Source organism: Variovorax sp. AB1(2024) (genome assembly GCF_037482385.2).
GTDB lineage: Bacteria > Pseudomonadota > Gammaproteobacteria > Burkholderiales > Burkholderiaceae_C > Variovorax.
Genome location: NZ_JBBHKP020000001.1, coordinates 4,111,928 through 4,134,686, shown reverse-complemented (window position 1 = coordinate 4,134,686; position 22,759 = coordinate 4,111,928). Strand labels below are relative to the sequence as shown.

The following is a 22,759-nucleotide window of genomic DNA, read 5'->3' as shown; positions in this document are numbered from 1 at the left end:
ACGGGAAACGGGGGGAGGTTGGGTGTGAAGCGAGAGTTGCTTCACCAACCGGGGAACTCGAACCGGTTGCCTAGGTAAGGGCCGGTGATCTGTTGGAGATTATGACAGGAAAAACGCGCCGGCCAACGCATTGCGCGCTGGCCGGGTGAAATGTCGCTCAGGCGAGTTGCTGGTCGATGAAGGCCGTGAGTTGCGCCTTGCTCATGGCGCCGACCTTGGTGGCGGCCAGCTGGCCGTCCTTGAACAGCATCAGCGTGGGGATGCCGCGGATGCCGAACTTGGCGGGGATGTCGCGGTTCTCGTCCACGTTCAGCTTGGCGATCTGCAGCTTGCCTTCGTAGGTGGCCGAGACTTCGTCGAGGATCGGGGCGATCATCTTGCAGGGGCCGCACCATTCGGCCCAGTAGTCGACCAGAACGGGCTGACTGGACTTGAGCACGTCGGCCTCGAAGGAGGAATCGGAGATGTGTTTGATGAGTTCGCTGGCCATGTGATGGATCCTTGTGCGCAGAGAGTTTCGGTGCAGCTAAAGTTCAGGTCATTGTGACAGAAACCAAGGGGTGGCGTGCCATGCGCGGCCACTATGGCGGCGATAGCCAAAGCCCTTGCTTGCCACGCCTCCCACGCTCTCAACCCCTCGATAGAACATGAACGAAGGCCACCCCGTCCAGGCCCTGTGGTGCGACCCCGCCGGCGGCATCGTCGCGCGGATCGTCCGCGCGCTCGCCGAGCGCCAGGTGCACGCGGCCCGCACGGTGGTGCTGGTGCCCTATGCACAGCTGATGGGCGTGGCGCGCGCCATGTGGGCCCGCTGCGGCAGCCCCGGCTTCGTGCCGCGCTTCGAGACCACGCACAACTGGGCCCGCAGCGCCGGCGGCTTCGTGCCCTCCGGCTACGACATCGCGCACGACATGGCGCGCGACCTCGTCACCGCGCAGGCCCTGCTGTCGCAGGCCGGTTTCAGCGCCGAGCGCTTCGCACTGGCCGGCCGCCTGGTCGAACTGGCCTACCAACTGGTGCCGCTCGCGGCCGCCGTGTCGCCGGACGAGCGCGTGGGCGAATGGGCCGCGCGCGCGGCGCAGGTGGCGGAGGCGGGCAGCGAGTCCGAGTGGTTCCGCACCGAGAGCGCGCTGATCCGCATTGCCGTGGCGTGGGTCGCCACTTCCGGCTATGCCACGGACGTGCTCCAGCGCGAGAGCACGCGCGCGCAAGTCGATGCACTCCTCGTGCTCGAGGGCTTCCAGACCGATCCGCTCACGCAAGCCCTGTGCGCCCTGTGGGGTGACCGGGCGCTGCGCCTGTCGCGGGTACCGGCCGATACGCGGCCTGAAGCCGCGGCCTCGCACGTGGCACTCGACCCCGAGGACGAAGCCGAACTCGCGGCCGCCTGCGTGCTGCGCCACCTGGCCGAAGACCGTGCGCCGGTCGCGCTGGTGGCGACCGACCGCGCGCTCACACGCCGCATCAGCGCACAGCTCAAGGCGCAGGGCGTCATCACCCACGACGAGACCGGATGGAAACTTTCGACCACGCGCGCCGCCGCCACGCTGATGAGTTCGCTGCGCGCCTGCGCCCATGACGCCAGCAGCGACCAGGTGCTCGAATGGCTCAAGAGCGGCGCCGACGGTGATGCGCTGGTCGTCCAGTCGCTCGAGGCCCGCCTGCGCCGCGAAGGCGTGCGCGACTGGTCCGCGTGGTGCGCGCTGGTGGCGCGCAGCGAGAAGTCGCACGACGCCGCGCTGCTGAGCTTCACCGAAGCCATCGAGGAACGCCGCGCACCGATGATGCGATCCAGGCCCCTGGCCGAATGGCTGCGCGCGCTGCGCGAGCTGCTGGAGGCGGGCGACCAGTGGGAGCCGCTCAGCGAGGACATGGCCGGCGGCAAGGTCATTGCCGCACTGTGGCTCGACGCCGGCGCCCATGGCGACGACGAAGAATTCCCCGGTGGCCGCCATACGCTCGCCGAGTTCACCGCCTGGGTCCGCGACGTGCTCGAAGACGCGAGCTTCGTGCCGCCCGCCGGCGACCAGGCCCCGAAGGTCGTCGTGCTGCCGCTTTACCAACTGCTGGGCCGTGGCTTCGGCGCGGTCGTCATCCCTGGCTGCGACGACCGGCGCCTGCCTGCATCGCCGGAGCCGCCCGGCAACTGGAGCGCCGCGCAGCGCGCCGATCTCGGCCTGCCTTCGCGCGAAGCACTCGAGGCCGCACAGCGCGCGGCCTGGGCCATGGCGCTGCACAACCCGTCGTGCGAGCTGCTCTGGCGCCAGTCCGACGCCAACGGCGAGCCCGTGCGCCCGAGCCCGCTGGTGCAGGCCTTGCAACTCGACCACGCCTTGCGTCCCGCCACCGACCCGCGTTCCCCGCGCGAAGTGGCCGTGCAGCCGACCGAATACCCCAAGCCTTCAGGCGCGCTGCTGCCGCTGCAGAACATCTCGACCAGCGTGTACGAAGACCTGCGCCGCTGCCCCTATCGCTTCTTCGCGCTGCGGCAGCTCGGCCTGCGCAGCGCCGACGAGCTCGATGCCGAGGTCGACAAGCGCGACTTCGGCAACTGGCTGCACGCCGTGCTCGGCCACTTCCACCAGGCGCTGACCGAAGCCCCGACGCAGGACGCGCAGGAGCGCGCCGCGTTCATCGAGGAGGCCGCGCGCCGGGCCACGCGGGAGCTCGGCTTGTCCGATGCCGAGTTCCTGCCGTTCGCGGCGGCTTGGCCCGCGGTGCGCGACGGCTATCTCCATTGGCTGACGGGCCACGAAGCCAGCGGCGCGGTGTTCGTCGAGTCCGAGCCCTGGAAGGAGCAGCCGCTGGGCGACCTGCGCCTGATCGGCCGGCTCGACCGCATCGACCGCATGCCCGACGGCCAGCCCTTCGTGATCGACTACAAGACCGAGTCCGCCTCCGTCAGCAAGGAGCGCGTGAAAGACCCGACCGAAGACACCCAGCTGGCCTTCTACGCGGCGCTGGTGGCCGACGACACCCTGCGCGCGGCCTACGTGAACGTGGGGGAGAAGTCCTCGGGGACGCAGACCGTCGAGCAGCCGGCCGTGGTGGAGGCGCGTGACGCACTGGTCGCCGGCATCATCCACGACTTCACGCGCATCGCCCAGGGGGCGCCGCTGCCGCCATTGGGAGAGGGCGCCGTCTGCGACTACTGCGCGGCGCGCGGCCTCTGCCGCAAGGACTTCTGGGAGGTGGCGCAATGAACGGCGCAGCCTACGAACACAACGGCCGGCATGTCACGCGCGAAGCCTTCTACGTCGTCGCTTGCGACCCGCGCCGTTCGGTAGCGGTCGAGGCCTGCGCGGGCGCAGGCAAGACATGGATGCTGGTGTCGCGCATCCTGCGCGCGCTGCTCGAAGAAGGCGATTCCGCCTGCAAGCCGCACGAGATCCTGGCCATCACCTTCACCAAAAAAGCCGCCGGCGAAATGCGCGAGCGGCTCGACCAGTGGCTCGAGGATTTTGCCGAGCGCTCGCCCGACGAACTGGTCGCCCAGCTCGTGATGCGCGGCGTCGAGCCCGCCGCCGCACTGGCTGCGGTTCCGCGACTGAAGGGCCTCTACCGGCGCCTGCTCGAAGGCGGCCGGCCGGTGCAGTTCCGCACCTTCCACGCCTGGTTCGCGGGCCTGCTGCGCAACGCGCCGTTGGCGGTGCTGCGCGAGCTGGGCCTGCCTTCGAACTACGAACTGCTCGAGGACGATGCCGAGGCGCGCAGCCACACCTGGCGCCCGTTCTTCGAAGCGGTCACCGCCGACCGGAATGCGCTGGCCGACTACTACGCAGTCGTCGCCACCCACGGCCGCTCGCAGACCGCCAAGGCGCTGAGCGAGGCGCTGTCCAAGCGCGTCGAGTTCTCTCTGGTCGATGCGGAGAACGCGGTGCAGCACTTCAGCGCGTTCTATCCATCGCTCGTCGGGCTGGAGGAGCCGACCGACGCCTTGCGCGGCAGCGAAGTGCGCCAGCGCTGGCTGGGTCGCGCAGCCGCACTGGGCAAGGAATCCAACAAGACGCCGCAGAAAGCCGCCGAGGCCATCATCGACGTCTTCGGCACGGGCGAACCCGAAGCGGGCGCGCTGCAGGCCGCGCTGGCGCACCTGCGCAAGAACTTCTTCGTGGCCACCGAAGACCGGCTCAACAAGAACCTGCAGAAATTCCAGGCCGCCCAGGAGGCCGAGGCCGAATTGCAGGTGCTGTGCGGCGCGCAGGCCCAGCATGCCGCGTGGCTCTATCAGCAGCGCATGACGCGGCTCACGCGCATCCTCATCGCGGTCTTTGCCGACGTGAAGCGAGCGCATGGCTGGGTCGACATGAACGACGTCGAACAGGCCGCCCAGCTGCTGCTCGGCCAATCGGCCTTGTCTGGCTGGGTGCAAGAGCGGCTTGACGCGCGCATCGCGCACCTGCTGATCGACGAGTTCCAGGACACCAACCCGCTGCAGTGGCAGGCGCTCTACGGCTGGCTCAGCGCCTACACCGGCGCGCAGGGGCGGGCTCCGCGTGTGTTCATCGTGGGCGACCCGAAGCAGAGCATCTACCGTTTCCGCCGCGCCGAGCCGCAGGTGTTCATCGCCGCCAAGAAGTTCGTGCGCGAGGGCCTGGACGGCGAGCTGCTGAACTGCGACCACACGCACCGCAACGCGCGCGCCGTGGTCGGGCTGGTCAACTCGGCGATGCTGGCCGCGCAGGAAGCCGGCGAGTTCGACGGCTACCGCGCCCACACCACCGAGCGCAACGACGCGGGCGAACTGCTCAAGCTGCCGGCCATCGACCGCGATGCGCTCGGCGCCGCAGAGGCCGAACCCGCCGACGACGGCATGCTGCACTGGCGCGACAGCCTCGTCACGCCGCGCGTGCTGCCCGAGGAACAGTTGCTGCAGAAAGAATGCGAGCAGGCCGCGCAGTGGGTCGCGCAGCGCATTGCCGACGGCACGCCGCCGCGCCAGATCATGGTGCTGGCGCGTCGTCGCAGCCGCTTGTCCGCCATGCAGGACGCGCTGCGCCAGCGGCACATTCCCGTGCAGCAGCCAGAGAAGAACGAACTGCACGACGCACCCGAGGTGCAGGACGTGGTCGCGCTGATTGACGCGCTGGTGTCGCCCGCGCACGACCTTTCCCTGGCGCGAGCGCTGAAATCGCCTGCTTTCGGCATCGGCGACGACGCGTTGGTGCAACTGGCGTTGCGCCAGCGGGAGCGCCCGTCGCTCAACTGGTTCTCGCTGATCCAGAAGTGCGAAGACCTGCCGGCGGAGCTGACGGAGGCCGGCGTCAAGCTGCGCAAGTGGCAGCGCTGGCTGATGACGCTGCCGCCGCACGACGCGCTGGATGCGATCTTCAACGACGGCGACCTGCTCGCGAAGTTCGGCGCGGCCGTGCCGGCGCCGATGCGCCAGGGTGCGCTGGCCAACCTGCGCGGCGTGCTGACCGCGTCGCTCGATATCGACGGCGCCCGCTTCACCACGCCCTATGCGCTGGTGCGTTCGCTGCGTGCCGGCGGCGTGCGGGCGCCGTCCGTCGCCGCGCCTGACGCCGTGCAGCTGCTGACCGTGCACGGCGCCAAGGGCCTCGAGGCCGACACCGTGCTCATGCTGGATTGCGACGCCCCGCCGCCGCGCGCCCAGACCATGGGCGTGCTGGTCGAATGGAAGGGCAGCGACAGCGCACCGACGCGCTTCGTTTTCCTCGCGAGCGAGAAGACGCCGCCGGCCTGCGCCGCAGCCTTGCTCGAAGAAGAGCAGCGCGCCCGCCATCGCGAGGAACTGAACGGCCTCTACGTCGCGACCACGCGGGCACGCGAGCGGCTGGTGCTGTCATCGGTTCGCCCGGCGCGCGCCAACGAGGGCAGCTGGTGGGCTCGGCTGGAGCCGCTGTGCGAGCCCACGGAGGCCGACGAGCCGCTGGTCGCGCTGCCGGCCGAGAGCGGCGCGGCCAGCTTCTGGATGAAGAAAATGCCCGAGGCGCCCGTGTCGGCCGAAGAGCCTTCGACAAAAAAGGCGGCTGCGGACGCCACCGTCGACGCACGCGCCGCGGCCTTCGGCCAGGCCATGCACCGCCTGCTCGAATGGGCCGTGCCGGGCGAGCCTTTGCCCGCTGCCCATGTGCGTGCGGCCGCTCGAGAATTCATGCTCGATGCACAGCAGGCACGCGGCGCCGCCGCGCTGGCCCAACGCATCCGCGCGGGGGCGGGTGCCTGGGTGTGGGACGATCGCAGGGTCGACTGGCATGGCAACGAAGTCACGCTGGTGCATGAAGGCGAGACCTTGCGCATCGACCGTCTGGTGCGCGAGCGCGACGGCGGCGCCTGGTGGATCCTCGACTACAAATCCGCGGCGCGCCCCGAACGGGACGCCGCGCTGATCGCACAGATGCAGCGCTACCGCGCGGCAGTGCAACATGCCTATCCCGGTGCCACGGTGCGCGTCGCGTTCCTGACCGGGCAGGGCGAACTGGTAACTCTCGAATGAATGTTTCTCCTGCCGTTGCCGTGATCGGCGGCGGACCCGCCGGGCTCATGGCGGCCGAAGTACTGAGCGCATCCGGTGCGCAGGTGCATGTGTATGACGCAATGCCCTCGGTGGGGCGCAAGTTCCTGCTGGCCGGGCGCGGCGGCTTGAACCTCACCCACTCGGAACCCTTCGATGTGTTCATGAGCCGCTTCGGCGAGCGTCGCGCGCAGCTCGAACCCATGCTTGGGAAGTTCGGCCCGCAGCAGGTGCGCGAGTGGGCAGCGGGGCTGGGCATCGAGACCTTCGTCGGCACGTCGGGCCGCGTGTTCCCGACCGACATGAAGGCCGCGCCGCTGCTGCGGGCATGGCTGCACCGGCTGCGCGCTGCGGGCGTGCAGTTTCATATGCGGCATCGCTGGCTGGGCGACGGCGCGATCGACCTTGGCGCGTTGCGGTTCGCGACGCCAGCCGGGGAGGCCGTCGTGAAAGCCGACGCCGTTGTGCTGGCGCTGGGCGGTGCGAGCTGGGCGCGTCTGGGTTCCGACGGGGCGTGGGCGCCGTGGCTGCAGGCCAGGGGCGTGGAGGTGGCCCCGCTGCTGCCCGCCAACAGCGGCTTCGACGGCGAGGGATGGAGCGAACACTTTTCGAGCCGTTTCGCGGGGCAGCCTTTCAAGTCGGTCGCGATTTCGTTCACCGACAGCCAGGGCCGCCACTTCGCGCGCAAGGGCGAGTTCGTTGCGACGGCCACCGGCATCGAGGGCAGCCTGGTCTACGCGGCATCGGCGCTGCTGCGCGACGAGATTGCAGCGAACGGCAGCGCGACGCTGCTGCTCGACCTGCTGCCCGACCGCAATGCCGAGCAGGTTCTGGCGGCGGTGAAGCACCCGCGCGGCGCTCGCTCGCTGAGCAGCCACCTCAAGAGCCGGCTCGGCATCGAAGGCATCAAGGCCGGCGTCCTGCACGAGGCATTGAGCAAGGACGCGATGCACGACCCCGAGCAACTGGCGGCCACGATCAAGGCGGTGCCGCTGAGGCTGGTCGCGACGCGGCCCGTGGACGAGGCAATCAGCACGGCGGGCGGGGTGCGATTCGATGCGCTGGATTCTTCGCTGATGGCGAACGCGCTGCCCGGTGTGTTCGCTGCGGGGGAGATGCTGGACTGGGAGGCGCCGACCGGTGGCTATTTGCTCACGGCGTCGATGGCGAGCGGTGCGGCCGCGGCGCGGGGCGCCATTCAGCGGCTGGGGCTGTAGAAGCCCTGCGCCGCATCGGAGTTTTCGCTGAGTGAATTTGCAAGCTCCGTTTCATTTCGCGTGGAATGAAACGAAGCTGCGGAAGAGGTTGACGAGCCTTACCCCTGGCACTGACTACGCAGTTAGGGCTGCTTGGTTCCCCACCTGACCCGGTTGGCCACTTCACCATGCAGGGAGGCCCGTCAGCTCGTATTGTAACCCCCCAGGATGCGCGCACTTCGTGTCGCTTCTCCTTCCCCCCTGCTGGGGGCGACACCTGAGGCCCGGCGAAGCCGGTTCCTCGGTGTCCCGCGAAAAGACAGGGGCTTTTTTGTTTGCGGGGGTGACGCGGGCTTGGGAGCGACGCCGCGCCTTTTAGAATGCCCGCAATGTCTTATCTCGTGCTCGCTCGCAAGTTCCGCCCGAAAACCTTCGGTGAGATGGTCGGCCAGGGGCATGTGGTGCAGGCGCTCGAGAACGCGTTGACGACGCAGCGCCTGCATCACGCCTATCTTTTCACCGGCACCCGGGGGGTCGGCAAGACCACGGTCTCGCGGATCCTGGCGAAGTCGCTCAACTGCCAGGGGCCGGACGGGCAGGGCGGCATCACGGCCACGCCGTGCGGTGTCTGCCAGGCTTGCCGCGACATCGATTCCGGCCGCTTCGTCGACTACACCGAGCTCGACGCGGCCTCCAACCGCGGTGTCGACGAGGTGCAGTCGCTGCTCGAGCAGGCCGTGTACAAGCCGGTGCAGGGGCGCTTCAAGGTCTTCATGATCGACGAAGTGCACATGCTCACCAACACCGCGTTCAACGCGATGCTGAAGACGCTCGAGGAGCCGCCCGAGTACCTCAAGTTCGTGCTGGCCACGACCGATCCGCAGAAGGTGCCGGTCACGGTGCTGTCGCGCTGCCTGCAGTTCAACCTGCGGCCGATGGCGCCCGAGACGGTGCTCGAACACCTCACGAGCGTGCTGCAGACCGAAAACGTTCCGGCCGAGCCGCAGGCGCTGCGCCTGCTGGCGCGCGCGGCACGTGGCTCGATGCGCGACGCGCTGTCGCTCACCGACCAGGCCATCGCATTCGGCAACGGCGAGCTTGTCGAGGCCGGCGTGCGGCAGATGCTCGGCAGCGTCGATCGCGGCCATGTGTTCCGCCTGATCGAGGCCCTGGCACAGGGCGACGGCAAGACGGTGGTCGAGACGTCCGAAGCGCTGCGCGTCGACGGCATGTCGGCCGCGTCCACGCTGGAAGAAATGACGGCCGTCCTCCAGGCCATGGCCGTATTGCAGGCCGTGCCCTCGCGCGCCGAGTCGGCCGACGCCGCCACCGACCCCGATGCCGCCGACACCGCGCGCCTCGCCGCGCTGATGCCTGCCGACGAGACGCAACTGCTGTACAGCCTCTGCCTGCACGGCCGTGGCGAGCTGGGCCTGGCGCCCGACGAGTACGCGGCGCTGACCATGGTGCTGTTGCGGCTCCTGGCCTTCAAGCCTTCCAACGCGGCTGCTTCGACAGCCTCCACGGAAAAAAAAACTCTGAATGAAGCCGCGGCTGCAGCGCCGCAGGCGCCGGCACGTGCCCCGGCACCCGCTCCAGCCCCTGCGCCGGTCGTGCGCCCGCCGGCCGAAACGCCGGCTGCCATGGCCCCAGCAGCAGCCCCGACATCGCCAACGGCACCGGCAGGGCAGCGCCTCGCCGTGGTCGACGAACCCCGCCGCCAGCCCGAACAGCGCCCCGAGCCGCCTGAAACACCCGCCAAGGTCGTCGGCGTGCCCATCCGTGTGCAGCCTCCGCCCAGCGCGCGCGATGTTCCCCCCGCCGAAGGTTCGCAGCGCGTTCCCTACACGCCCATTCCCCAGAGCGAAGACGGCGATTTCTGGCACGCCACGGTCACGCAACTGGTTGCCTCCGAAGCCATCAACGCCCTCACGCGCGAACTGGCGCTGCAGTCGCAGCTGGTGGGCCGCGACACCGACCAGTGGATGCTGCGCATCGAGCGCGAGACGCTCAACCAGCCCTCCAGCCGCGAAAAGCTGACGGCCGCGCTCAACGGCCTCGGCCACGACGTCAAGCTCACGATCGAGATCGGCGCCGTGGTCGACAGCCCGGCCCGCCGCAACAGGCAGGCCGCCGACGAGCGCCAGCGCGTGGCCGAGGAGGCCATCTACAACGACCCCGAAGTGCAGGCGCTGATGCGCGACTTCGATGCGAAGATCGTTCCAGGAACCCTGAAACCGGCCTGAGCTTTCGTCTCTCTTATCCTTCTCCCATTTTCCAACCCAACAATCAGGACCAACGATGTTCAACAAAGGACAACTGGCCGGCCTCATGAAGCAGGCGCAGGCAATGCAGGACAACCTCAAGAAGGCCCAGGAAGAACTGGCCCACATCGAGGTCGAGGGCGAATCGGGCGCCGGCCTCGTCAAGGTCGTCATGACCTGCAAGCACGACGTCAAGCGCATCACCATCGACCCGAGCCTGCTGGCCGACGACAAGGACATGCTCGAAGACCTGGTGGCCGCAGCCTTCAACGCCGCCGTGCGCAAGGCCGAGGAAACCAGCGAGCAGAAGATGGGCAAGCTCACGGCCGGCATGCCGGGCCTCCCGCCCGGCATGAAGCTGCCGTTCTAAGCGGTACATGGCCGACGCCAGTTCGCTCGACGCCCTGGTCGATGCGCTGCGCCGCCTGCCCGGTGTCGGCGTCAAGTCGGCCTCGCGCATGGCTTTTCATCTGCTGCAGCACGACCGCGATGGCGCGCAGCTGCTCGCGCGCGCACTGCAGCAGGCCGCGGGCAACGTGCGGCACTGCGAACTCTGCAACACCTTCACCGAAGCGCCGATCTGCAGCGTCTGCATGGACTCGCGGCGCGACGTGAGCAAGCTCTGCGTGGTCGAGACGCCCGCCGACCAGGCCGCGCTGGAGCGCACAGGCGCATTCCGCGGCTACTACTTCGTGCTGATGGGCAAGCTCAGCCCGCTCGACGGCATCGGGCCCAACGACATCGGGCTGCAGAAGTTGTTCAACCGCGCGCTCGACGGCACGGTGAGCGAAGTCATCCTCGCCACCAACTTCACCGCCGAGGGCGAGGCCACCGCGCACGTGATCGGCGAAGCGCTCAAGCAGCGTGGGCTGACGGTGACGCGTCTGGCGCGCGGCGTGCCGGCCGGCAGCGAACTCGAATACGTGGACCTCGGCACCATCGCGCACGCGCTGGTGGACCGGCGGTAGCCACACCGTCGCCGGAGACAAGACGACATGACTTTTTCACTGCTCACGGTTGCCTACTGGTGCGTGTTCATCGCCTGCGGCCTGCCGTACCTGGCCGCATGGATCGCCAAGGCTGGCAGCTTCGGTCCGCGCGACAACATGCAGCCGCGCGAATGGGCCGCGAAGCAGAGCGGCTGGCGCGCGCGTGCCAACAGCGCCCAGGCCAACAGCTTCGAAGGGCTGCCGTTCTTCATCGGCGCCGTGATCATCGCGCACCAGCTTGGCGCGGCGCAGGGGCGGCTCGACATGCTCGCCGTGGCCTACGTGGTGCTGCGCGTGATCTATATCGGCCTCTACATCAAGGGCATCGGCGGCGCGCGCAGCGCGGTCTGGGCGCTCGGTTTCCTCGTTAACGCGGCGATTCTTTTCATCGGGCGATAGCCCTGTGAGCAGGGCCTTCTGGAGGCCTTCATGCTTACGTGAAAACCCGCACGGGATGACCCCGATGCAGTCGCGTGATGCGGCCCCTAAGCTCGATTCAGTCCATACGAATCACAGAGCCTCCAGGCACCGTTTCATGCTCCATCGCCGCGCCCTCATTTCCGCCTCCGCCATTGCCGCCGCAACCATCGCGTTGCCGCGTGTCTTTGCGCAACAGGCGAAGCTGGAGAAGACCAAGGTCTCCATCGCGGTGGGCGGCAAGGCGGCGTTCTACTACCTGCCGCTGACCATCTCCGAGCAGCTCGGCTACTTCAAGGCCGAAGGGCTGGACGTGGAAATCTCCGACTTCGCCGGCGGCGCGCGTGCGCTGCAGGCCGTGGTCGGCGGCTCGGCCGACGTGTGCTCCGGCGCCTACGAACACACCATCAACCTCCAGGCCAAGAACCAGTTCTTCCAGGCCTTCGTGCTGCAGGGCCGCGCGCCGCAGATCGCGGTGGGCGTATCGACCAGGAACATGGCCGGCTACACCGGCATCCAGGATCTCAAGGGGAAGAAGATCGGCGTCTCGGCACCGGGCTCGTCGACCAACATGGTGGCCAACCTCGTGCTGTCGCGCGGCGGGCTCAAGGCCAGCGACGTGAGCTACATCGGCGTGGGCGTGGCGGCCGGCGCGCTCACCGCGCTGCGCTCGGGCCAGATCGACGCCATCAGCAACACCGACCCGGTGATGACGATGCTCGAGCAGAAGGGCGACGTGAAGATCATCAGCGACACGCGCACGCTCAAGGGCACGCAGCAGGTGTTCGGCGGCACGATGCCGGCGGCCTGCCTGTACGCGTCGGCCGATTTCATCCAGAAGAATCCCAACACCTGCCAGGCGCTGGCGAACGCCATCGTGCACGGGCTCAAGTGGCTGCAGACGGCAGGGCCGGGCGACATCATCAAGACGGTGCCGGAGACCTACCTGCTCGGCGACCGCGCGCTGTACCTCGCGTCCTTCGACAAGGTGCGCGAGTCGATCGCGACCGACGGCCTCGTGCCGGCCGACGGCCCCAAGACCGCGCTCACCGCCATCGCCAGCTTCGACACCACGGTGAAGGCCGACAAGATCGACCTCGCCAAGACCTACACCAACGATTTTGCAAGGCGCGCGAAAGACAGGTTCAAAGCCTGATTCCGAACGTCCCCGCTACCCGGCTCAGGCCGGGTTTTTTCTGCCCCGTCCGACCATGTCCGACCACGCACTCGAACTACTCTCCATCAGCTGCACCTTCCATTCGAAGGACGATCCGGCCCAGCGCTACACGGCGGTGGCCAACACCACGCTGCGCATCAAGGCCGGGGAGTTCGTGTCGGTGGTCGGCCCCACGGGCTGCGGCAAGTCGACGCTGCTGAACGTGGGCGCGGGGCTGCTGGAGCCCTCGTCGGGCACGGTCAAGGTCTTCGGCAAGACGCTGGAGGGCGTCAACGCGCGCGCGGGCTACATGTTCCAGACCGAGGCGCTGATGCCCTGGCGCAGCGCCATCGACAACGTGATGGTCGGGCTGCAGTACCGCGGCGTGCCCGACGCCGACGCGCGCCGGCAGGCCGACGCCTGGCTGGCGCGCGTGGGCCTGTCGGGCTTCGGCGACCGCTATCCGCACCAGCTCTCCGGCGGCATGCGCAAGCGCGTGGCGCTGGCGCAGACGCTGGTGCTCGACCCCGACATCATCCTCATGGACGAGCCCTTCAGCGCGCTCGACATCCAGACGCGCCAGCTGATGGAGAACGAGGTGCTCGACCTCTGGAGCGCGAAGAAGAAGGCGGTGCTGTTCATCACGCACGACCTCGACGAAGCGATCGCGATGAGCGACCGCGTAGTGGTGCTGTCGGCCGGGCCGGCGACACGCCCCATCGGCGAATTCGCCATCGACCTGCCGCGCCCGCGCGACGTGGCCGAGGTGCGCACGCAGCCGCGCTTCGTCGAGCTGCACACCCAGATCTGGGAGGTACTGCGCGACGAGGTGCTCAAGGGCTATGCGCAGCAACTGAGGAAGGCCGCCTGATGTCGCGCGCTCACTTCGGCCTCAACGAGCGCAATGCGCGCTTCTGGCAACTGGCGCTGCTGGCCGTGATTCTTGTCGCGTGGCACCTGGCTTCGCGCAACCAGCAGTTCGCTTTCTTCGTGGGCGAGCCGATCCAGGTGGCGGGGCGCATCTGGAGCTGGTTCCTGCCGTTCGATGTGCCGGCCAATGCGCTCTTTCCCGAAGGTCTCAAGGGCAACGCCGACATCTACCTGCACCTGGGCACCACGCTGCTGGAGACGGTGCTGGCCTTCGGCATCGGCACGGTGCTGGGCCTGGCGTGCGGGCTGTGGCTCGCGCTGGCGCCGACCGCGAGCCTGATACTCGACCCCTACATCAAGGCCGCCAACTCGATGCCGCGCGTGATCCTCGCGCCCATCTTCGCGCTGTGGTTCGGCCTGGGCATCTGGAGCAAGGTGGCGCTGGCCGTCACGCTGGTGTTCTTCATCGTGTTCTTCAACGTGTACCAGGGCGTGCGCGAAGTGAGCCCGGTGGTGCTGGCCAACGCGAAGATGCTGGGCGCCAACCAGCGGCAGCTGCTGCGTACCGTGTACCTGCCGAGCGCGACCAGCTGGGTGTTTTCCAGCCTGCACACCTCGGTCGGGCTGGCTTTCGTCGGGGCGGTGGTGGGGGAGTACCTGGGCTCGGCGCGGGGCGTGGGCTATCTCATCCTGCAGGCGGAGGGCACCTTCGACGTCAACACGGTGTTCGCGGGCATCGTGGTGCTCACGGCCTTTGCGCTGGTGCTCGACGGCATCGTCGGGCTGATCGAGAGGCGCCTCATGAAGTGGCAGCCCAAGACGGGCGAAACCGAGAAGCTCTAGCACCCCTCGTGCGATGATCCCGCGCGGCGCGCCGCAGCGACAAGGAGCGCCGCAACGACTTCACAGGGGTAGAGCATGAGCCACGACAACAAGCGGGCCACGACCTTGCGCTCGCGCAGCGAGGCCGCCAGGGTCTCGAATGAAGAATTGTTCTTCGACCTGGTCTACGCGTTTTCCGTCACCCAGCTGTCCCACTACCTGCTCGACCACCTCACGCTGCCGGGGGCGCTGCAGACGCTGGTGATGTGGTTCGCGGTATGGCTGGGCTGGCAGTACACGGCCTGGACCACCAACTGGTTCAACCCCGGCGCGCTGCGCATCCGCGGCGTGCTGTTCGCGATCATGCTGCTGGCCATGGTGATGGCCTCGGCGCTGCCGGGCGCCTTCGCGGAGCGGGGGCTGGTGTTCGCGCTGTGCTTCGTGGGCATCCAGGCGGGGCGCACGCTGTGCATGTTGATCGCCATCGGCCCCAACGACCCGCTCACGCCCAACTTCCGCCGCCTGCTGGCATGGAACTGCGTGGCCGGCGTGTTCTGGATCGCGGGCGGTTTCGCGCAAGGCGAGGCGCGCCTTGCGCTCTGGTTCTGCGGCGTGCTGTGCGAGTACGTCGCACCGATGATCGGCCTGCGCTTTCCGGGCCTGGGCCGCTCGCTGACGAGCGACTGGACCATCGACGGCGGCCACCTCGCGGAGCGCTGCCAGCTCTTCGTGATCGTGGCGCTGGGCGAGTCGGTGCTGGCCACCGGCATCGCTTTCGGGCACCACGCCGAATGGCACGGCGCAGACCTGTTCGCGCTGATGGTGGGCTTCTCGGGCAGCCTGGCGATGTGGTGGATGTACTTCGACACCAGCGCCAAGGAGGCGACCCATGCCATCGAGCATTCGGGCGACCCCGGCGGCATCGGCGCCAAGTTCCACTACACGCACGTGATCCTGGTGGCGGGCATCATCGTGTGCGCGGTGGCCGACGAGCTGACGATCAACGAGGGCTCGCACCACGCCGAGCTCAAGTACCTCGGCGCGCTGATCGGCGGGCCGGCGCTCTACCTGTTCGGCAATGCGCTGTTCAAGCGCGTGGTGCGCGGCTTCTTGCCGCAGTCGCACCTGTACGGGCTGGGCCTGCTGGCCGTGCTCGCGGTGTTTGCGCCGCACCTGTCGGTGATCGTGGTGGGCACGCTCACCACGCTCGTGATGATTGCCGTGGCCGCGCTCGAAGCCGTGGTGCGCCGCAGGGCGTGGGCCGCGACGCCCACGCACTGACGAAAGCTGCGCCTCTTATCAGCGCTTCTTCTTTGCCGGCGCGCCGCCGCGCTTCTCGCGCACCACCTGTTGCTTGCTGCTCGCGGGCACCTTGGCGATGTTGGCGCCGCGAGCCGCCGTGGGCCTTGCCGCCTGCTTCGACGATGCCGCCACATGGCCGCGCGCGGGCGGAATGCCGGTGCCCACGCGCGCCGCGACGGTCGCGCGGATCGGCAGGTACACCACCACGCTGTAGCCGCGCTTGAACGCGTGGTTGGGCTTCACGTCGTTCCATTCGGCGACGGCGGCGGGCTTGAGGTTGTAGCGCCGCGCAATGGAGGCCACGTTGTCGGCGCGGCCCGCCTTCACGGTGGTGCGGCGGGTGACGATCTCGGGCTGGAAGCTCAGGTGTCCGCCGTCGGCCACCACGGCCGCCACGTCTTCCTTCACCCGGGCGCCGCGCGGCACGATCAGCGTCGAGCCGGCCTTGATGAGCATGCGCGGCGGCACGTTGTTGATGGCGCGCAGGTCGGCTTCGCTCATGCCCGAGCGTTGCGCGGCGTCGGCCACGGTCATCGTGTTGGGCACGACCCAGGCGGTCCAGCTGGCGTACTGGCCTTGCGCGTAGGCGTCGAAGTTGCGCTGGAACACGGCCGCGTTGTCCCACGGCAGCAGGATCTGCGGCGTGCCGGCGGCAATGAGCACGGGCTTGTGCGCGGCCGGGTTCAGCGCGCGGAAGTCTTCCAGGCGAACGTCGGCCAGCTTGGCGGCCAGCTCCACGTCGAGGTCGCGCGTGAGCGTGACGGTCTGGAAGTAGGGGTGGTTGGCGATCAGCGGCAGCTCGGTGTTGAACGCCTGCGGGTTGGCCACGATGTTCTTCACGGCCTGCAGCTTGGGCACGTACATGCGCGTCTCGGCGGGCATGGTGAGGTCGCTGTAGGTGGTGGGCAGGCCCAGGCGCTGGTTCTTGGCGATGGCGCGGCTCACGCTGCCTTCGCCCCAGTTGTAGGCGGCCAGGGCCAGCTGCCAGTCGCCGAACATGCCGTAGAGCTTCTGCAGGTAGTCGAGCGCGGCGCGGGTGGAGGCCACCACGTCGCGGCGGTCGTCGCGGAAGATGTTCTGCTTCAGGTCGAAGTCGGTGCCGGTGGCCGGCATGAACTGCCACATGCCCGCTGCGCGCGCGCTGGAGATGGCCTGCGGGTTGAACGCGCTCTCGATGTAGGGCAGCAGCGCGAGCTCGGTCGGCATGTTGCGGCGCTCGAGCTCCTCGACGATGTGGAAGATGTACTTGTTCGAGCGCTCGGTCATGCGCTGGATGTAGTCGGGCCGGCTGGCGTACCACTGCTCGCGGTCGCGCACGAGGTCGTTGTCCAGGTTGGGCATCTTGAAACCGCGGCGGATGCGGTCCCACATGTCGGCGGGCGGTGCGAGCGTGACGACGCTTTGCGAATGGGCCTGGCTGGTGGCAAGCGGGGAGAGGGCGTCGCGCGGGTAGACGGGGCTTGCGCTGCCGCCGGCGGTGGGGGAGGAGGAAGACGGTGTGGAGCTGTTGTTCGTGCCCGCGCAGCCCGCGAGCACCAGTGAACCTGCAAGGCAGGTGGCAGCAATCAGTTTCATCGGAAGTCGTTTTTCCATTGGCGCAGTGCGGCGAACACGTCGGCCTCGGCTGCATCTGCAGCCAGCTCGGCGTGGGCACGCACCGCTCGAAGGACAGTGGCTTCGCGGCTGCGAAGAAAGGGGTTGATCAGGCGTTCGGTCGCCAGTTGCGAAGGCAGCGTGGGCTGCCCCTGTGCGCGCAGGCTTTCGCAGCGCGCGTTGTAGTGAGTCAGATCGGCGTTGGCCGGTTCCACAGCAAGGGCGAAACGCAGGTTAGAAAGTGTGTACTCGTGGGCGCAGCACACGCGCGTGTCGCCGGGCAGCGCCGCGAGCGCGTCGAGCGAGGCCAGCATCTGCGCGGGCGTTCCCTCGAAGAGGCGGCCGCAGCCGCCCGAGAAAAGTGTGTCGCCACAGAAGAGAAGCGGCGCCTGGGAAGGCGCCGCCGGCAGGAAGTAGGCAATGTGCCCGGCCGTGTGGCCCGGTACGTCGATGACCTCGAAGCGCAGGCCCAGTGCGTCGGCCACGTCGCCCTGCACCAGCGGCGTGTACGGCTCGGGGATGCGCTCGCGCGCGGGGCCCCACACCCGGGCGCCGGTGGCGGCGTGCAACGCCCCCACGCCGCCGGTGTGATCGGCATGGTGGTGCGTGACTAGAATCGCGGCCAGCTGCAGCTTGTGGCGCGCCAGCGCGTCGAACACCGGTTGGGCGTCGCCCGGATCCACCACGATGGCGTGGGACCCGTCGTGCAGCATCCAGATGTAGTTGTCGGCGAAGGCGGGCAGCGGAACGAGGGTCATGAGCGGTCAAATTATAGGTTTGCAGGATTGGTTCGCGACCCCCCCGGGGCGCTACCTTCTGGCCTGGGAGCAGGCCCAGTTCGATCAGGCGGTGGCCGATGTCTTCGGCTATCACGCGCTGCAGCTGGGCGCGGCGGAGGTCGACGGCCTTCGCACCAACCGCATGCCGCACCGCTGGCTCGCGCTGGACGACCCGGCCCGGCGCGGCAAGGCCGCGCTGCTGTCCGACTTCGCGGCCCTGCCTTTCGCGGCCAACAGCCTCGATCTCGTCGTGCTGCCGCATGCCCTGGAACTCAGCCCCGACCCGCACGCCACGCTGCGCGAGGTCGAGCGGGTGCTGGTGCCCGAGGGCCGGGTGGTGATCTGCGGGCTCAACCCGGCCAGCCTCTGGGGCATGCGGCAGCGCCGCGCGCACATTTACCGGCGCTTGGGGCTTGGCGATCTTTACCTGCCCGAGGGCGGCGAGTTCATCGGCTACTGGCGCATGCGCGACTGGCTGCGGCTGCTGAGCTTCGAGGTGGAGTCGGGCCGCTTCGGCATCTACCGGCCGGCCGTGCGCAGCGAGGCCTGGCTGGAGCGCTCGCGCTGGATGGACGCGGCCGGCGAGCGCTGGTGGCCCATCTTCGGCGCGGCCTACTTCCTGGTGGCGGTGAAGCGGGTGCGCGGCATGCGCCTGCTGAGCGCCGACTGGCGCCGCGCCGGCGCGCGGGCCAAGGCGCCCGTGCCCATCGCGGGCAAGGTGCATCGCGGCGAGCCCGACAAGAATTGAAAATGAATGAACGAATCGAATGAAGAAGGAGAAGCCAGTTTGACCGAAGTCGTGATCTATACCGATGGTGCCTGCAAGGGCAACCCCGGCCCCGGGGGCTGGGGCGCATGGCTCAAGTCGGGTGCCACCGAAAAAGACCTGTTCGGCGGTGAACTCGACACCACCAACAACCGCATGGAGCTGACCGCCGTCATCGAAGGCCTGGCCGCGCTCAAGCGGCCGTGCAAGGTGCTGCTGTACCTCGACAGCCAGTACGTGCGCAAGGGCATCACCGAGTGGATCCGCGGCTGGAAGGCCAAGGGCTGGGTCACGGCCAGCAAGCAGCCCGTGAAGAACGTCGAGCTCTGGCAGCGGCTGGACAAGCTGGTGACCGAGGGCGGCCACCAGATCGAATGGCGCTGGGTCAAGGGCCACTCGGGCGACCCCGGCAACGAGCGCGCCGACATGCTGGCCAACAAGGGCGTGGACAAGGCGCTGGGGCGACTCTGAACCGCGGCGCAACCCCCGATAATGGGCGCATGACTGAATCTTCACGCTTGGCGGAACTGCACCGCGTGGCCATCCTCGACACCAGCGAGGAGGCCGCCTACGACGAGATCACGCGTCTGGCCGCCCAGTTGTGCGGCACGCCGATCGCGCTCATTTCGCTGATTGACGAGCGACGGCAGTGGTTCAAGTCGCGTGTCGGCCTCAAGGCATCTGAAACGCCCCGGGAACATGCGTTCTGCGCGCATGCCATCGCCGCCCCGGCGGAGGTCATGGTGGTTGGCGACGCGCTCGAGGACGAGCGCTTCAAGGCCAATCCGCTGGTCACGGGCGACCCCAACATCCGCTTCTATGCCGGCGCACCGCTCGTCATGAGCAACGGCGAAGCGCTGGGAACGGTCTGCGTGATCGACACCCGCGCGCGCACGCTGGACCCGGAGCTGCTGGAGCAACTGCGCTTCCTGGCGCAGCAGGTGGTGACCAAGCTCGAAGAGCGTGCCCGCGAGCAGGGCGGCTCGGCGTAGATTGCCGAACGGCGGCTAGATCACGCCGTCGAACATCATCACGTCGACCTCGTCGCCCGCCGCGACGCTGCCCTGACCGTGGCGCAACACCACGAGCCCGTTGGCCTCGACCATCGAGCTCAGCACCCCCGAGCCCTGGTTGCCCGCCACGCTGACTTCGGGCAACGCGCCGGGCACCATCCTGACGAAACCGCGCTGGTACTCGGTGCGGCCCGGCTTCTTGCGAAGGGGCGCCGTGGTGCGCGCGCGCAGCAGCGGAGGCGGTGCCGACGCGGCTTCGTGGCAGCCCATCATGCGCAGCAGGGCCGGGCGCACGAAGGCCAGAAAAGTGACCATCACAGCCACCGGATTGCCGGGCAGGCCGAACAGCACGGCCGGCCGCGGCGAGCTTTCACGCGGGATCAGGCCCACGGCCAGCGGGCGGCCGGGGCGCATCGCGACGCGCCAGAAGGCCATGTCGCCCAGCTGCTGCATCACGTCGCGCGTGTGGTCGGCCACGCCCGCGCTCACGCCGCCGCTGCTGACGATGGCGTCGGCCTCGCGCGCGGCGCGTTGCAATGCCGCGGCGAGCGTGGCCGGGTCGTCGCGCACCAGGCCCAGGTCGATGATGTCGCAGCCCAGCCGGCTGAGCAGGCCGAACACGGTGTAGCGGTTGCTGTCGTACACGGCGCCTTCGCGCGGTGCGTCGCCCAGGCTCAGGATCTCGTCGCCGGTCGAAAAATACGCCACGCGCAGCCTGCGCAGCGCAGGCACGCCCGGCAGGCCCAGGCTGGCGACCATGCCCAGCGCGGCGGGCGACAGGCGCTCGCCCTTGCGCAGCGCGGGCTGGCCCTGCATGAGGTCTTCGCCGGCAAGGCGGCGGTTGGCGCCACGGCGCAGCACGCGCGCGGGAAAGCTCACCTTGTCGCCGTCGACCTTGCAGAACTCCTGCGGAACCACGGTGTCCAGCCCCGCCGGCATCATCGCGCCGGTCATGATGCGCACCGCGTCGCCGGCCGCCAGCTCGCCCCGCCAGGCCGCCCCGGCCAGCACGGTGCCGGCCACGCGCAGCGTGACGGAAGCGTCGATGGGCGCATCGGCGGGCAGCACCGCGCCATCGAAGGCGTAGCCGTCCATCGCGGAGTTGTCGTGCGGCGGCACGCTGATGGGCGAGACGATGTCTTCGGCCAGCACGCGGCCCAGGGCGTCGAACAGCGAGACGCTTTCGCGCTGCGTGACGACGGCCTTGGCCGTCAGCTGCGAGAGAAAGGCATGGACGGCCTCGACGCTCAGGTCGGCGGCGTCGTAGCCCGAAAGGGTGGAGGCGATGTCTGCGATGCGACTCATGGGCTCATCGGTTTTCGAGTGCGTGCAGTTCGGCAAGGGTGTTGGCGTTGAAGAAGGCGTCGGGCGCGTCGCCCGGCCGGTCGAAGGGTACGCGCACGGTGCGGTGCTGCGCGGTCCAGGCCTGGACCTTGCGGCCGCCGGCTGCGGTGTAGCGCCGCAGGCTTTCCAGCAGGTCGGCGCGCAGCAGGCAGAAGACCGGCTGGGGGCGCAGCACGGGGGTGGCGTCCCCGGTCCCGGAGGCTTCGGGCGCGACGGGCATAGCGATCTCCGCGTCGCCGGCGGCAGCCGCTTCGGCCAGCCGCGCGGCCAGGTCCGGCGGGAACAGCGGGGTGTCGCAGGGCACGGTCAGGAGCCAGGGCGTGCGGCAGTGCGCAAGCCCGGTCAGGAAGCCCGCGAGCGGGCCGGGGTAGCCGGCCAGGACGTCGGCATGCACCGGGGCGCCGAAGGCCTCGTAGTCCTGCAGGTTGCGGTTGGCATTGAGCATCAGCGTGCCGACCTGCGGGCGCAGCCGGCGTATGGCATGCAGCGCCAGCGGCTCGCCGTTGAACGGATGCAGCCCCTTGTCGATGCCGCCCATGCGCGAGCCGAGGCCGCCGGCCAGCAGCAGCCCGGTGATGTCGGCTGGCGCGATGGCGTGCGCGGGCATGGCGGGCGCCTGCGTCATCCGCCGATGTAGCTCATCTCGACGCGGCGGGGCGCCTTGTCGCCGGCAGCGTCTTCGGCGTCGGTGGTGCGCAGGGCGCGCAGCTCGGAATAGCGGTCGGCGCGGCCCTGCCAGATGTGGCCGATGGCGGAGGTGATGTCTTCGTCGCTGGCGGTGCCGCGCAGCAGGGGGCGCAGGTCGTGGCCGGCGCTGGCGAACAGGCACAGGTAGAGCTTGCCCTCGGTCGAAAGGCGCGCACGGCTGCAGTCGTGGCAGAAGGCCTGGGTGACGCTGCTGATGACGCCGATCTCGCCGCCGCCGTCGGCATAGGCCCAGCGCTGGGCGGTCTCGCCGGGCGCGCTGGCCTGCAGCGGCACCAGCGGGAATTCGGCGTGTATGCGCGCAATGACCTCGGCCGAGGGCAGCACCTCGTCCATGCGCCAGCCGTTGGTGGCGCCCACGTCCATGTATTCGATGAAGCGCAGCACCACCTTGCCGCCGTGCTGCTCGCGGAAGTAGCGCGCCATCGGCAATATCTCCTGCTCGTTGGTGCCGCGCTTGACCACCATGTTGACCTTGATCGGGCCCATGCCGGCGGCCAGCGCCGCGTCGATGCCGGCCAGCACGTCGGCCACCGGAAAGTCGACGTCGTTCATGTGGCGGAACACGGCGTCGTCCAGGCTGTCGAGGCTCACGGTCACGCGCTGCAGGCCGGCGCTCTGCAGCGCGACGGCCTTGCGCCGCAGCAGCGAGCCGTTGGTGGTGAGCGTCAGCGCCAGCGGCTCGCCGGCGGGCGTGCGGATCTCGGCGAGCTGCGCTATCAGGCCCTCGATGTTCTTGCGCAGCAGGGGCTCGCCGCCGGTCAGGCGGATCTTGCGCACGCCGTGGCTCGCGAACAGGCGGGCGAGCCGGGTCATTTCCTCGAAGCTCAGCAGCGCGCTGTGGGGCAGGTACTGGTAGTCCTTGTCGAACACGTCCTTCGGCATGCAGTAGCTGCAGCGGAAGTTGCAGCGGTCGGTCACGCTGATGCGCAGGTCCGTCAACGGCCGGCCCAGCCGGTCCAGCAACTGGCCGGTGGCGGGTACGGCGATTTCCGGCACGGCCACGGCGGGATGCGCGCGGCCGACCGCGGAGATCGGGATGACAGTGCTGCTGCTGTGCTTCAT

Annotated in this window: 20 protein-coding genes and 1 other RNA gene; 14 read left to right on the top strand and 7 right to left on the bottom strand. The window is 69.0% G+C overall.

Annotated elements, in window-relative coordinates:
- Positions 1-157: 157 nt before the first annotated feature.
- Positions 158-490, bottom strand: a complete 333-nt coding sequence (trxA, locus tag WIX39_RS19340) for a thioredoxin TrxA (protein WP_042578306.1) — start codon at positions 488-490, stop codon at positions 158-160.
- A 157-nt stretch (positions 491-647) separates the two neighbouring features.
- Between trxA and WIX39_RS19335 the strand changes: the two genes are divergently transcribed.
- Genes WIX39_RS19335 through WIX39_RS19325 form a run of 3 tightly spaced genes read left to right on the top strand, consistent with a single transcriptional unit; the run spans position 648 to position 7,695 of the window.
- Positions 648-3,203: a PD-(D/E)XK nuclease family protein gene (locus WIX39_RS19335; protein ID WP_409195653.1), complete on the top strand. Its 2,556-nt coding sequence runs from the start codon at positions 648-650 to the stop codon at positions 3,201-3,203.
- Positions 3,200-6,460: a UvrD-helicase domain-containing protein gene (locus WIX39_RS19330; RefSeq protein WP_409195652.1), complete on the top strand. Its 3,261-nt coding sequence runs from the start codon at positions 3,200-3,202 to the stop codon at positions 6,458-6,460. The genes WIX39_RS19335 and WIX39_RS19330 overlap by 4 nt, the downstream gene beginning before the upstream one ends.
- The gene (locus tag WIX39_RS19325) at positions 6,457-7,695 is read left to right on the top strand and encodes a TIGR03862 family flavoprotein (protein ID WP_409195651.1); all 1,239 of its coding nucleotides are present in this window, start codon (positions 6,457-6,459) and stop codon (positions 7,693-7,695) included. Before WIX39_RS19330 ends, WIX39_RS19325 begins: the two co-directional genes overlap by 4 nt.
- Positions 7,696-7,782: 87 nt before the next feature.
- Here the strand turns inward: WIX39_RS19325 and ffs are convergent.
- Positions 7,783-7,879, bottom strand: an RNA gene (gene ffs / locus WIX39_RS19320) — signal recognition particle sRNA small type.
- Positions 7,880-8,063: 184 nt separating this feature from the next.
- Between ffs and dnaX the strand changes: the two genes are divergently transcribed.
- From dnaX to WIX39_RS19280, 8 genes are all read left to right on the top strand, one after another.
- Positions 8,064-9,920, top strand: coding sequence for a DNA polymerase III subunit gamma/tau (dnaX, locus tag WIX39_RS19315; RefSeq protein ID WP_409195650.1), 1,857 nt, complete (start codon positions 8,064-8,066; stop codon positions 9,918-9,920).
- A gap of 55 nt (positions 9,921-9,975) precedes the next feature.
- Positions 9,976-10,308, top strand: coding sequence for a YbaB/EbfC family nucleoid-associated protein (locus WIX39_RS19310; protein ID WP_007836669.1), 333 nt, complete (start codon positions 9,976-9,978; stop codon positions 10,306-10,308).
- A gap of 7 nt (positions 10,309-10,315) precedes the next feature.
- Positions 10,316-10,906 carry a recombination mediator RecR gene (gene recR / locus WIX39_RS19305; protein ID WP_081266265.1) on the top strand — a complete coding sequence of 197 codons (591 nt, stop codon included), beginning with the start codon at positions 10,316-10,318 and terminating at the stop codon, positions 10,904-10,906.
- Positions 10,907-10,933: 27 nt separating this feature from the next.
- The gene (locus WIX39_RS19300; protein ID WP_285410839.1) at positions 10,934-11,326 is read left to right on the top strand and encodes an MAPEG family protein; all 393 of its coding nucleotides are present in this window, start codon (positions 10,934-10,936) and stop codon (positions 11,324-11,326) included.
- A 136-nt stretch (positions 11,327-11,462) separates the two neighbouring features.
- Positions 11,463-12,500, top strand: a complete 1,038-nt coding sequence (locus tag WIX39_RS19295; RefSeq protein WP_081266267.1) for an ABC transporter substrate-binding protein — start codon at positions 11,463-11,465, stop codon at positions 12,498-12,500.
- Positions 12,501-12,555: 55 nt separating this feature from the next.
- Positions 12,556-13,371: an ABC transporter ATP-binding protein gene (locus WIX39_RS19290; RefSeq protein WP_409195649.1), complete on the top strand. Its 816-nt coding sequence runs from the start codon at positions 12,556-12,558 to the stop codon at positions 13,369-13,371.
- Positions 13,371-14,213: an ABC transporter permease gene (locus tag WIX39_RS19285; RefSeq protein WP_285410836.1), complete on the top strand. Its 843-nt coding sequence runs from the start codon at positions 13,371-13,373 to the stop codon at positions 14,211-14,213. The genes WIX39_RS19290 and WIX39_RS19285 overlap by 1 nt, the downstream gene beginning before the upstream one ends.
- Before the next feature lie 75 nt (positions 14,214-14,288).
- Positions 14,289-15,473 carry a low temperature requirement protein A gene (locus WIX39_RS19280; protein ID WP_409195648.1) on the top strand — a complete coding sequence of 395 codons (1,185 nt, stop codon included), beginning with the start codon at positions 14,289-14,291 and terminating at the stop codon, positions 15,471-15,473.
- An 18-nt stretch (positions 15,474-15,491) separates the two neighbouring features.
- Here WIX39_RS19280 and WIX39_RS19275 read toward each other — a convergent pair whose 3' ends face one another.
- Both WIX39_RS19275 and gloB read right to left on the bottom strand, forming a co-directional pair.
- The gene (locus tag WIX39_RS19275; protein ID WP_409195647.1) at positions 15,492-17,069 is read right to left on the bottom strand and encodes a transglycosylase SLT domain-containing protein; all 1,578 of its coding nucleotides are present in this window, start codon (positions 17,067-17,069) and stop codon (positions 15,492-15,494) included.
- A complete protein-coding gene (gene gloB / locus WIX39_RS19270; RefSeq protein WP_106934291.1) occupies positions 17,066-17,845 on the bottom strand; it encodes a hydroxyacylglutathione hydrolase in 780 nt (259 codons plus the stop codon). The genes WIX39_RS19275 and gloB overlap by 4 nt, the downstream gene beginning before the upstream one ends.
- Here gloB and WIX39_RS19265 point away from each other — a divergent pair.
- From WIX39_RS19265 to WIX39_RS19255, 3 genes are read left to right on the top strand one after another with little or no spacing between them, the layout of a single operon-like run.
- The gene (locus WIX39_RS19265) at positions 17,844-18,614 is read left to right on the top strand and encodes a class I SAM-dependent methyltransferase (RefSeq protein WP_234382530.1); all 771 of its coding nucleotides are present in this window, start codon (positions 17,844-17,846) and stop codon (positions 18,612-18,614) included. The genes gloB and WIX39_RS19265 overlap by 2 nt on opposite strands.
- 39 nt (positions 18,615-18,653) lie before the next feature.
- Positions 18,654-19,103: a ribonuclease HI gene (rnhA, locus tag WIX39_RS19260; protein WP_081266376.1), complete on the top strand. Its 450-nt coding sequence runs from the start codon at positions 18,654-18,656 to the stop codon at positions 19,101-19,103.
- 29 nt (positions 19,104-19,132) lie between these two features.
- Positions 19,133-19,624 (top strand): GAF domain-containing protein, encoded by a 492-nt coding sequence (locus WIX39_RS19255; RefSeq protein WP_409195646.1) that lies wholly within the window; start codon positions 19,133-19,135, stop codon positions 19,622-19,624.
- A gap of 15 nt (positions 19,625-19,639) precedes the next feature.
- Here the strand turns inward: WIX39_RS19255 and moeA are convergent, their stop codons facing one another.
- The 3 genes from moeA to moaA are packed head-to-tail and all read right to left on the bottom strand — an operon-like array spanning position 19,640 to position 22,759.
- On the bottom strand, positions 19,640-20,950 hold the full coding sequence (moeA, locus tag WIX39_RS19250) for a molybdopterin molybdotransferase MoeA (protein WP_409195645.1): 1,311 nt from the start codon (positions 20,948-20,950) through the stop codon (positions 19,640-19,642).
- A 4-nt stretch (positions 20,951-20,954) separates the two neighbouring features.
- Positions 20,955-21,614 carry a molybdenum cofactor guanylyltransferase MobA gene (gene mobA, locus WIX39_RS19245; protein ID WP_409195644.1) on the bottom strand — a complete coding sequence of 220 codons (660 nt, stop codon included), beginning with the start codon at positions 21,612-21,614 and terminating at the stop codon, positions 20,955-20,957.
- Positions 21,611-22,759 carry a GTP 3',8-cyclase MoaA gene (gene moaA / locus WIX39_RS19240; RefSeq protein ID WP_409195643.1) on the bottom strand — a complete coding sequence of 383 codons (1,149 nt, stop codon included), beginning with the start codon at positions 22,757-22,759 and terminating at the stop codon, positions 21,611-21,613. The genes mobA and moaA overlap by 4 nt, the downstream gene beginning before the upstream one ends.

Coding starts and splice junctions, on each gene's coding strand:
- trxA (WP_042578306.1), bottom strand. CDS start 490: ATGGCCAGCGAACTCATCAAACACATCTCCGATTCCTCCTTCGAGGCC.
- WIX39_RS19335 (WP_409195653.1), top strand. CDS start 648: ATGAACGAAGGCCACCCCGTCCAGGCCCTGTGGTGCGACCCCGCCGGC.
- WIX39_RS19330 (WP_409195652.1), top strand. CDS start 3,200: ATGAACGGCGCAGCCTACGAACACAACGGCCGGCATGTCACGCGCGAA.
- WIX39_RS19325 (WP_409195651.1), top strand. CDS start 6,457: ATGAATGTTTCTCCTGCCGTTGCCGTGATCGGCGGCGGACCCGCCGGG.
- dnaX (WP_409195650.1), top strand. CDS start 8,064: ATGTCTTATCTCGTGCTCGCTCGCAAGTTCCGCCCGAAAACCTTCGGT.
- WIX39_RS19310 (WP_007836669.1), top strand. CDS start 9,976: ATGTTCAACAAAGGACAACTGGCCGGCCTCATGAAGCAGGCGCAGGCA.
- recR (WP_081266265.1), top strand. CDS start 10,316: ATGGCCGACGCCAGTTCGCTCGACGCCCTGGTCGATGCGCTGCGCCGC.
- WIX39_RS19300 (WP_285410839.1), top strand. CDS start 10,934: ATGACTTTTTCACTGCTCACGGTTGCCTACTGGTGCGTGTTCATCGCC.
- WIX39_RS19295 (WP_081266267.1), top strand. CDS start 11,463: ATGCTCCATCGCCGCGCCCTCATTTCCGCCTCCGCCATTGCCGCCGCA.
- WIX39_RS19290 (WP_409195649.1), top strand. CDS start 12,556: ATGTCCGACCACGCACTCGAACTACTCTCCATCAGCTGCACCTTCCAT.
- WIX39_RS19285 (WP_285410836.1), top strand. CDS start 13,371: ATGTCGCGCGCTCACTTCGGCCTCAACGAGCGCAATGCGCGCTTCTGG.
- WIX39_RS19280 (WP_409195648.1), top strand. CDS start 14,289: ATGAGCCACGACAACAAGCGGGCCACGACCTTGCGCTCGCGCAGCGAG.
- WIX39_RS19275 (WP_409195647.1), bottom strand. CDS start 17,069: ATGAAACTGATTGCTGCCACCTGCCTTGCAGGTTCACTGGTGCTCGCG.
- WIX39_RS19265 (WP_234382530.1), top strand. CDS start 17,844: ATGAGCGGTCAAATTATAGGTTTGCAGGATTGGTTCGCGACCCCCCCG.
- gloB (WP_106934291.1), bottom strand. CDS start 17,845: ATGACCCTCGTTCCGCTGCCCGCCTTCGCCGACAACTACATCTGGATG.
- WIX39_RS19255 (WP_409195646.1), top strand. CDS start 19,133: ATGACTGAATCTTCACGCTTGGCGGAACTGCACCGCGTGGCCATCCTC.
- moeA (WP_409195645.1), bottom strand. CDS start 20,950: ATGAGTCGCATCGCAGACATCGCCTCCACCCTTTCGGGCTACGACGCC.
- mobA (WP_409195644.1), bottom strand. CDS start 21,614: ATGACGCAGGCGCCCGCCATGCCCGCGCACGCCATCGCGCCAGCCGAC.
- moaA (WP_409195643.1), bottom strand. CDS start 22,759: ATGAAGCACAGCAGCAGCACTGTCATCCCGATCTCCGCGGTCGGCCGC.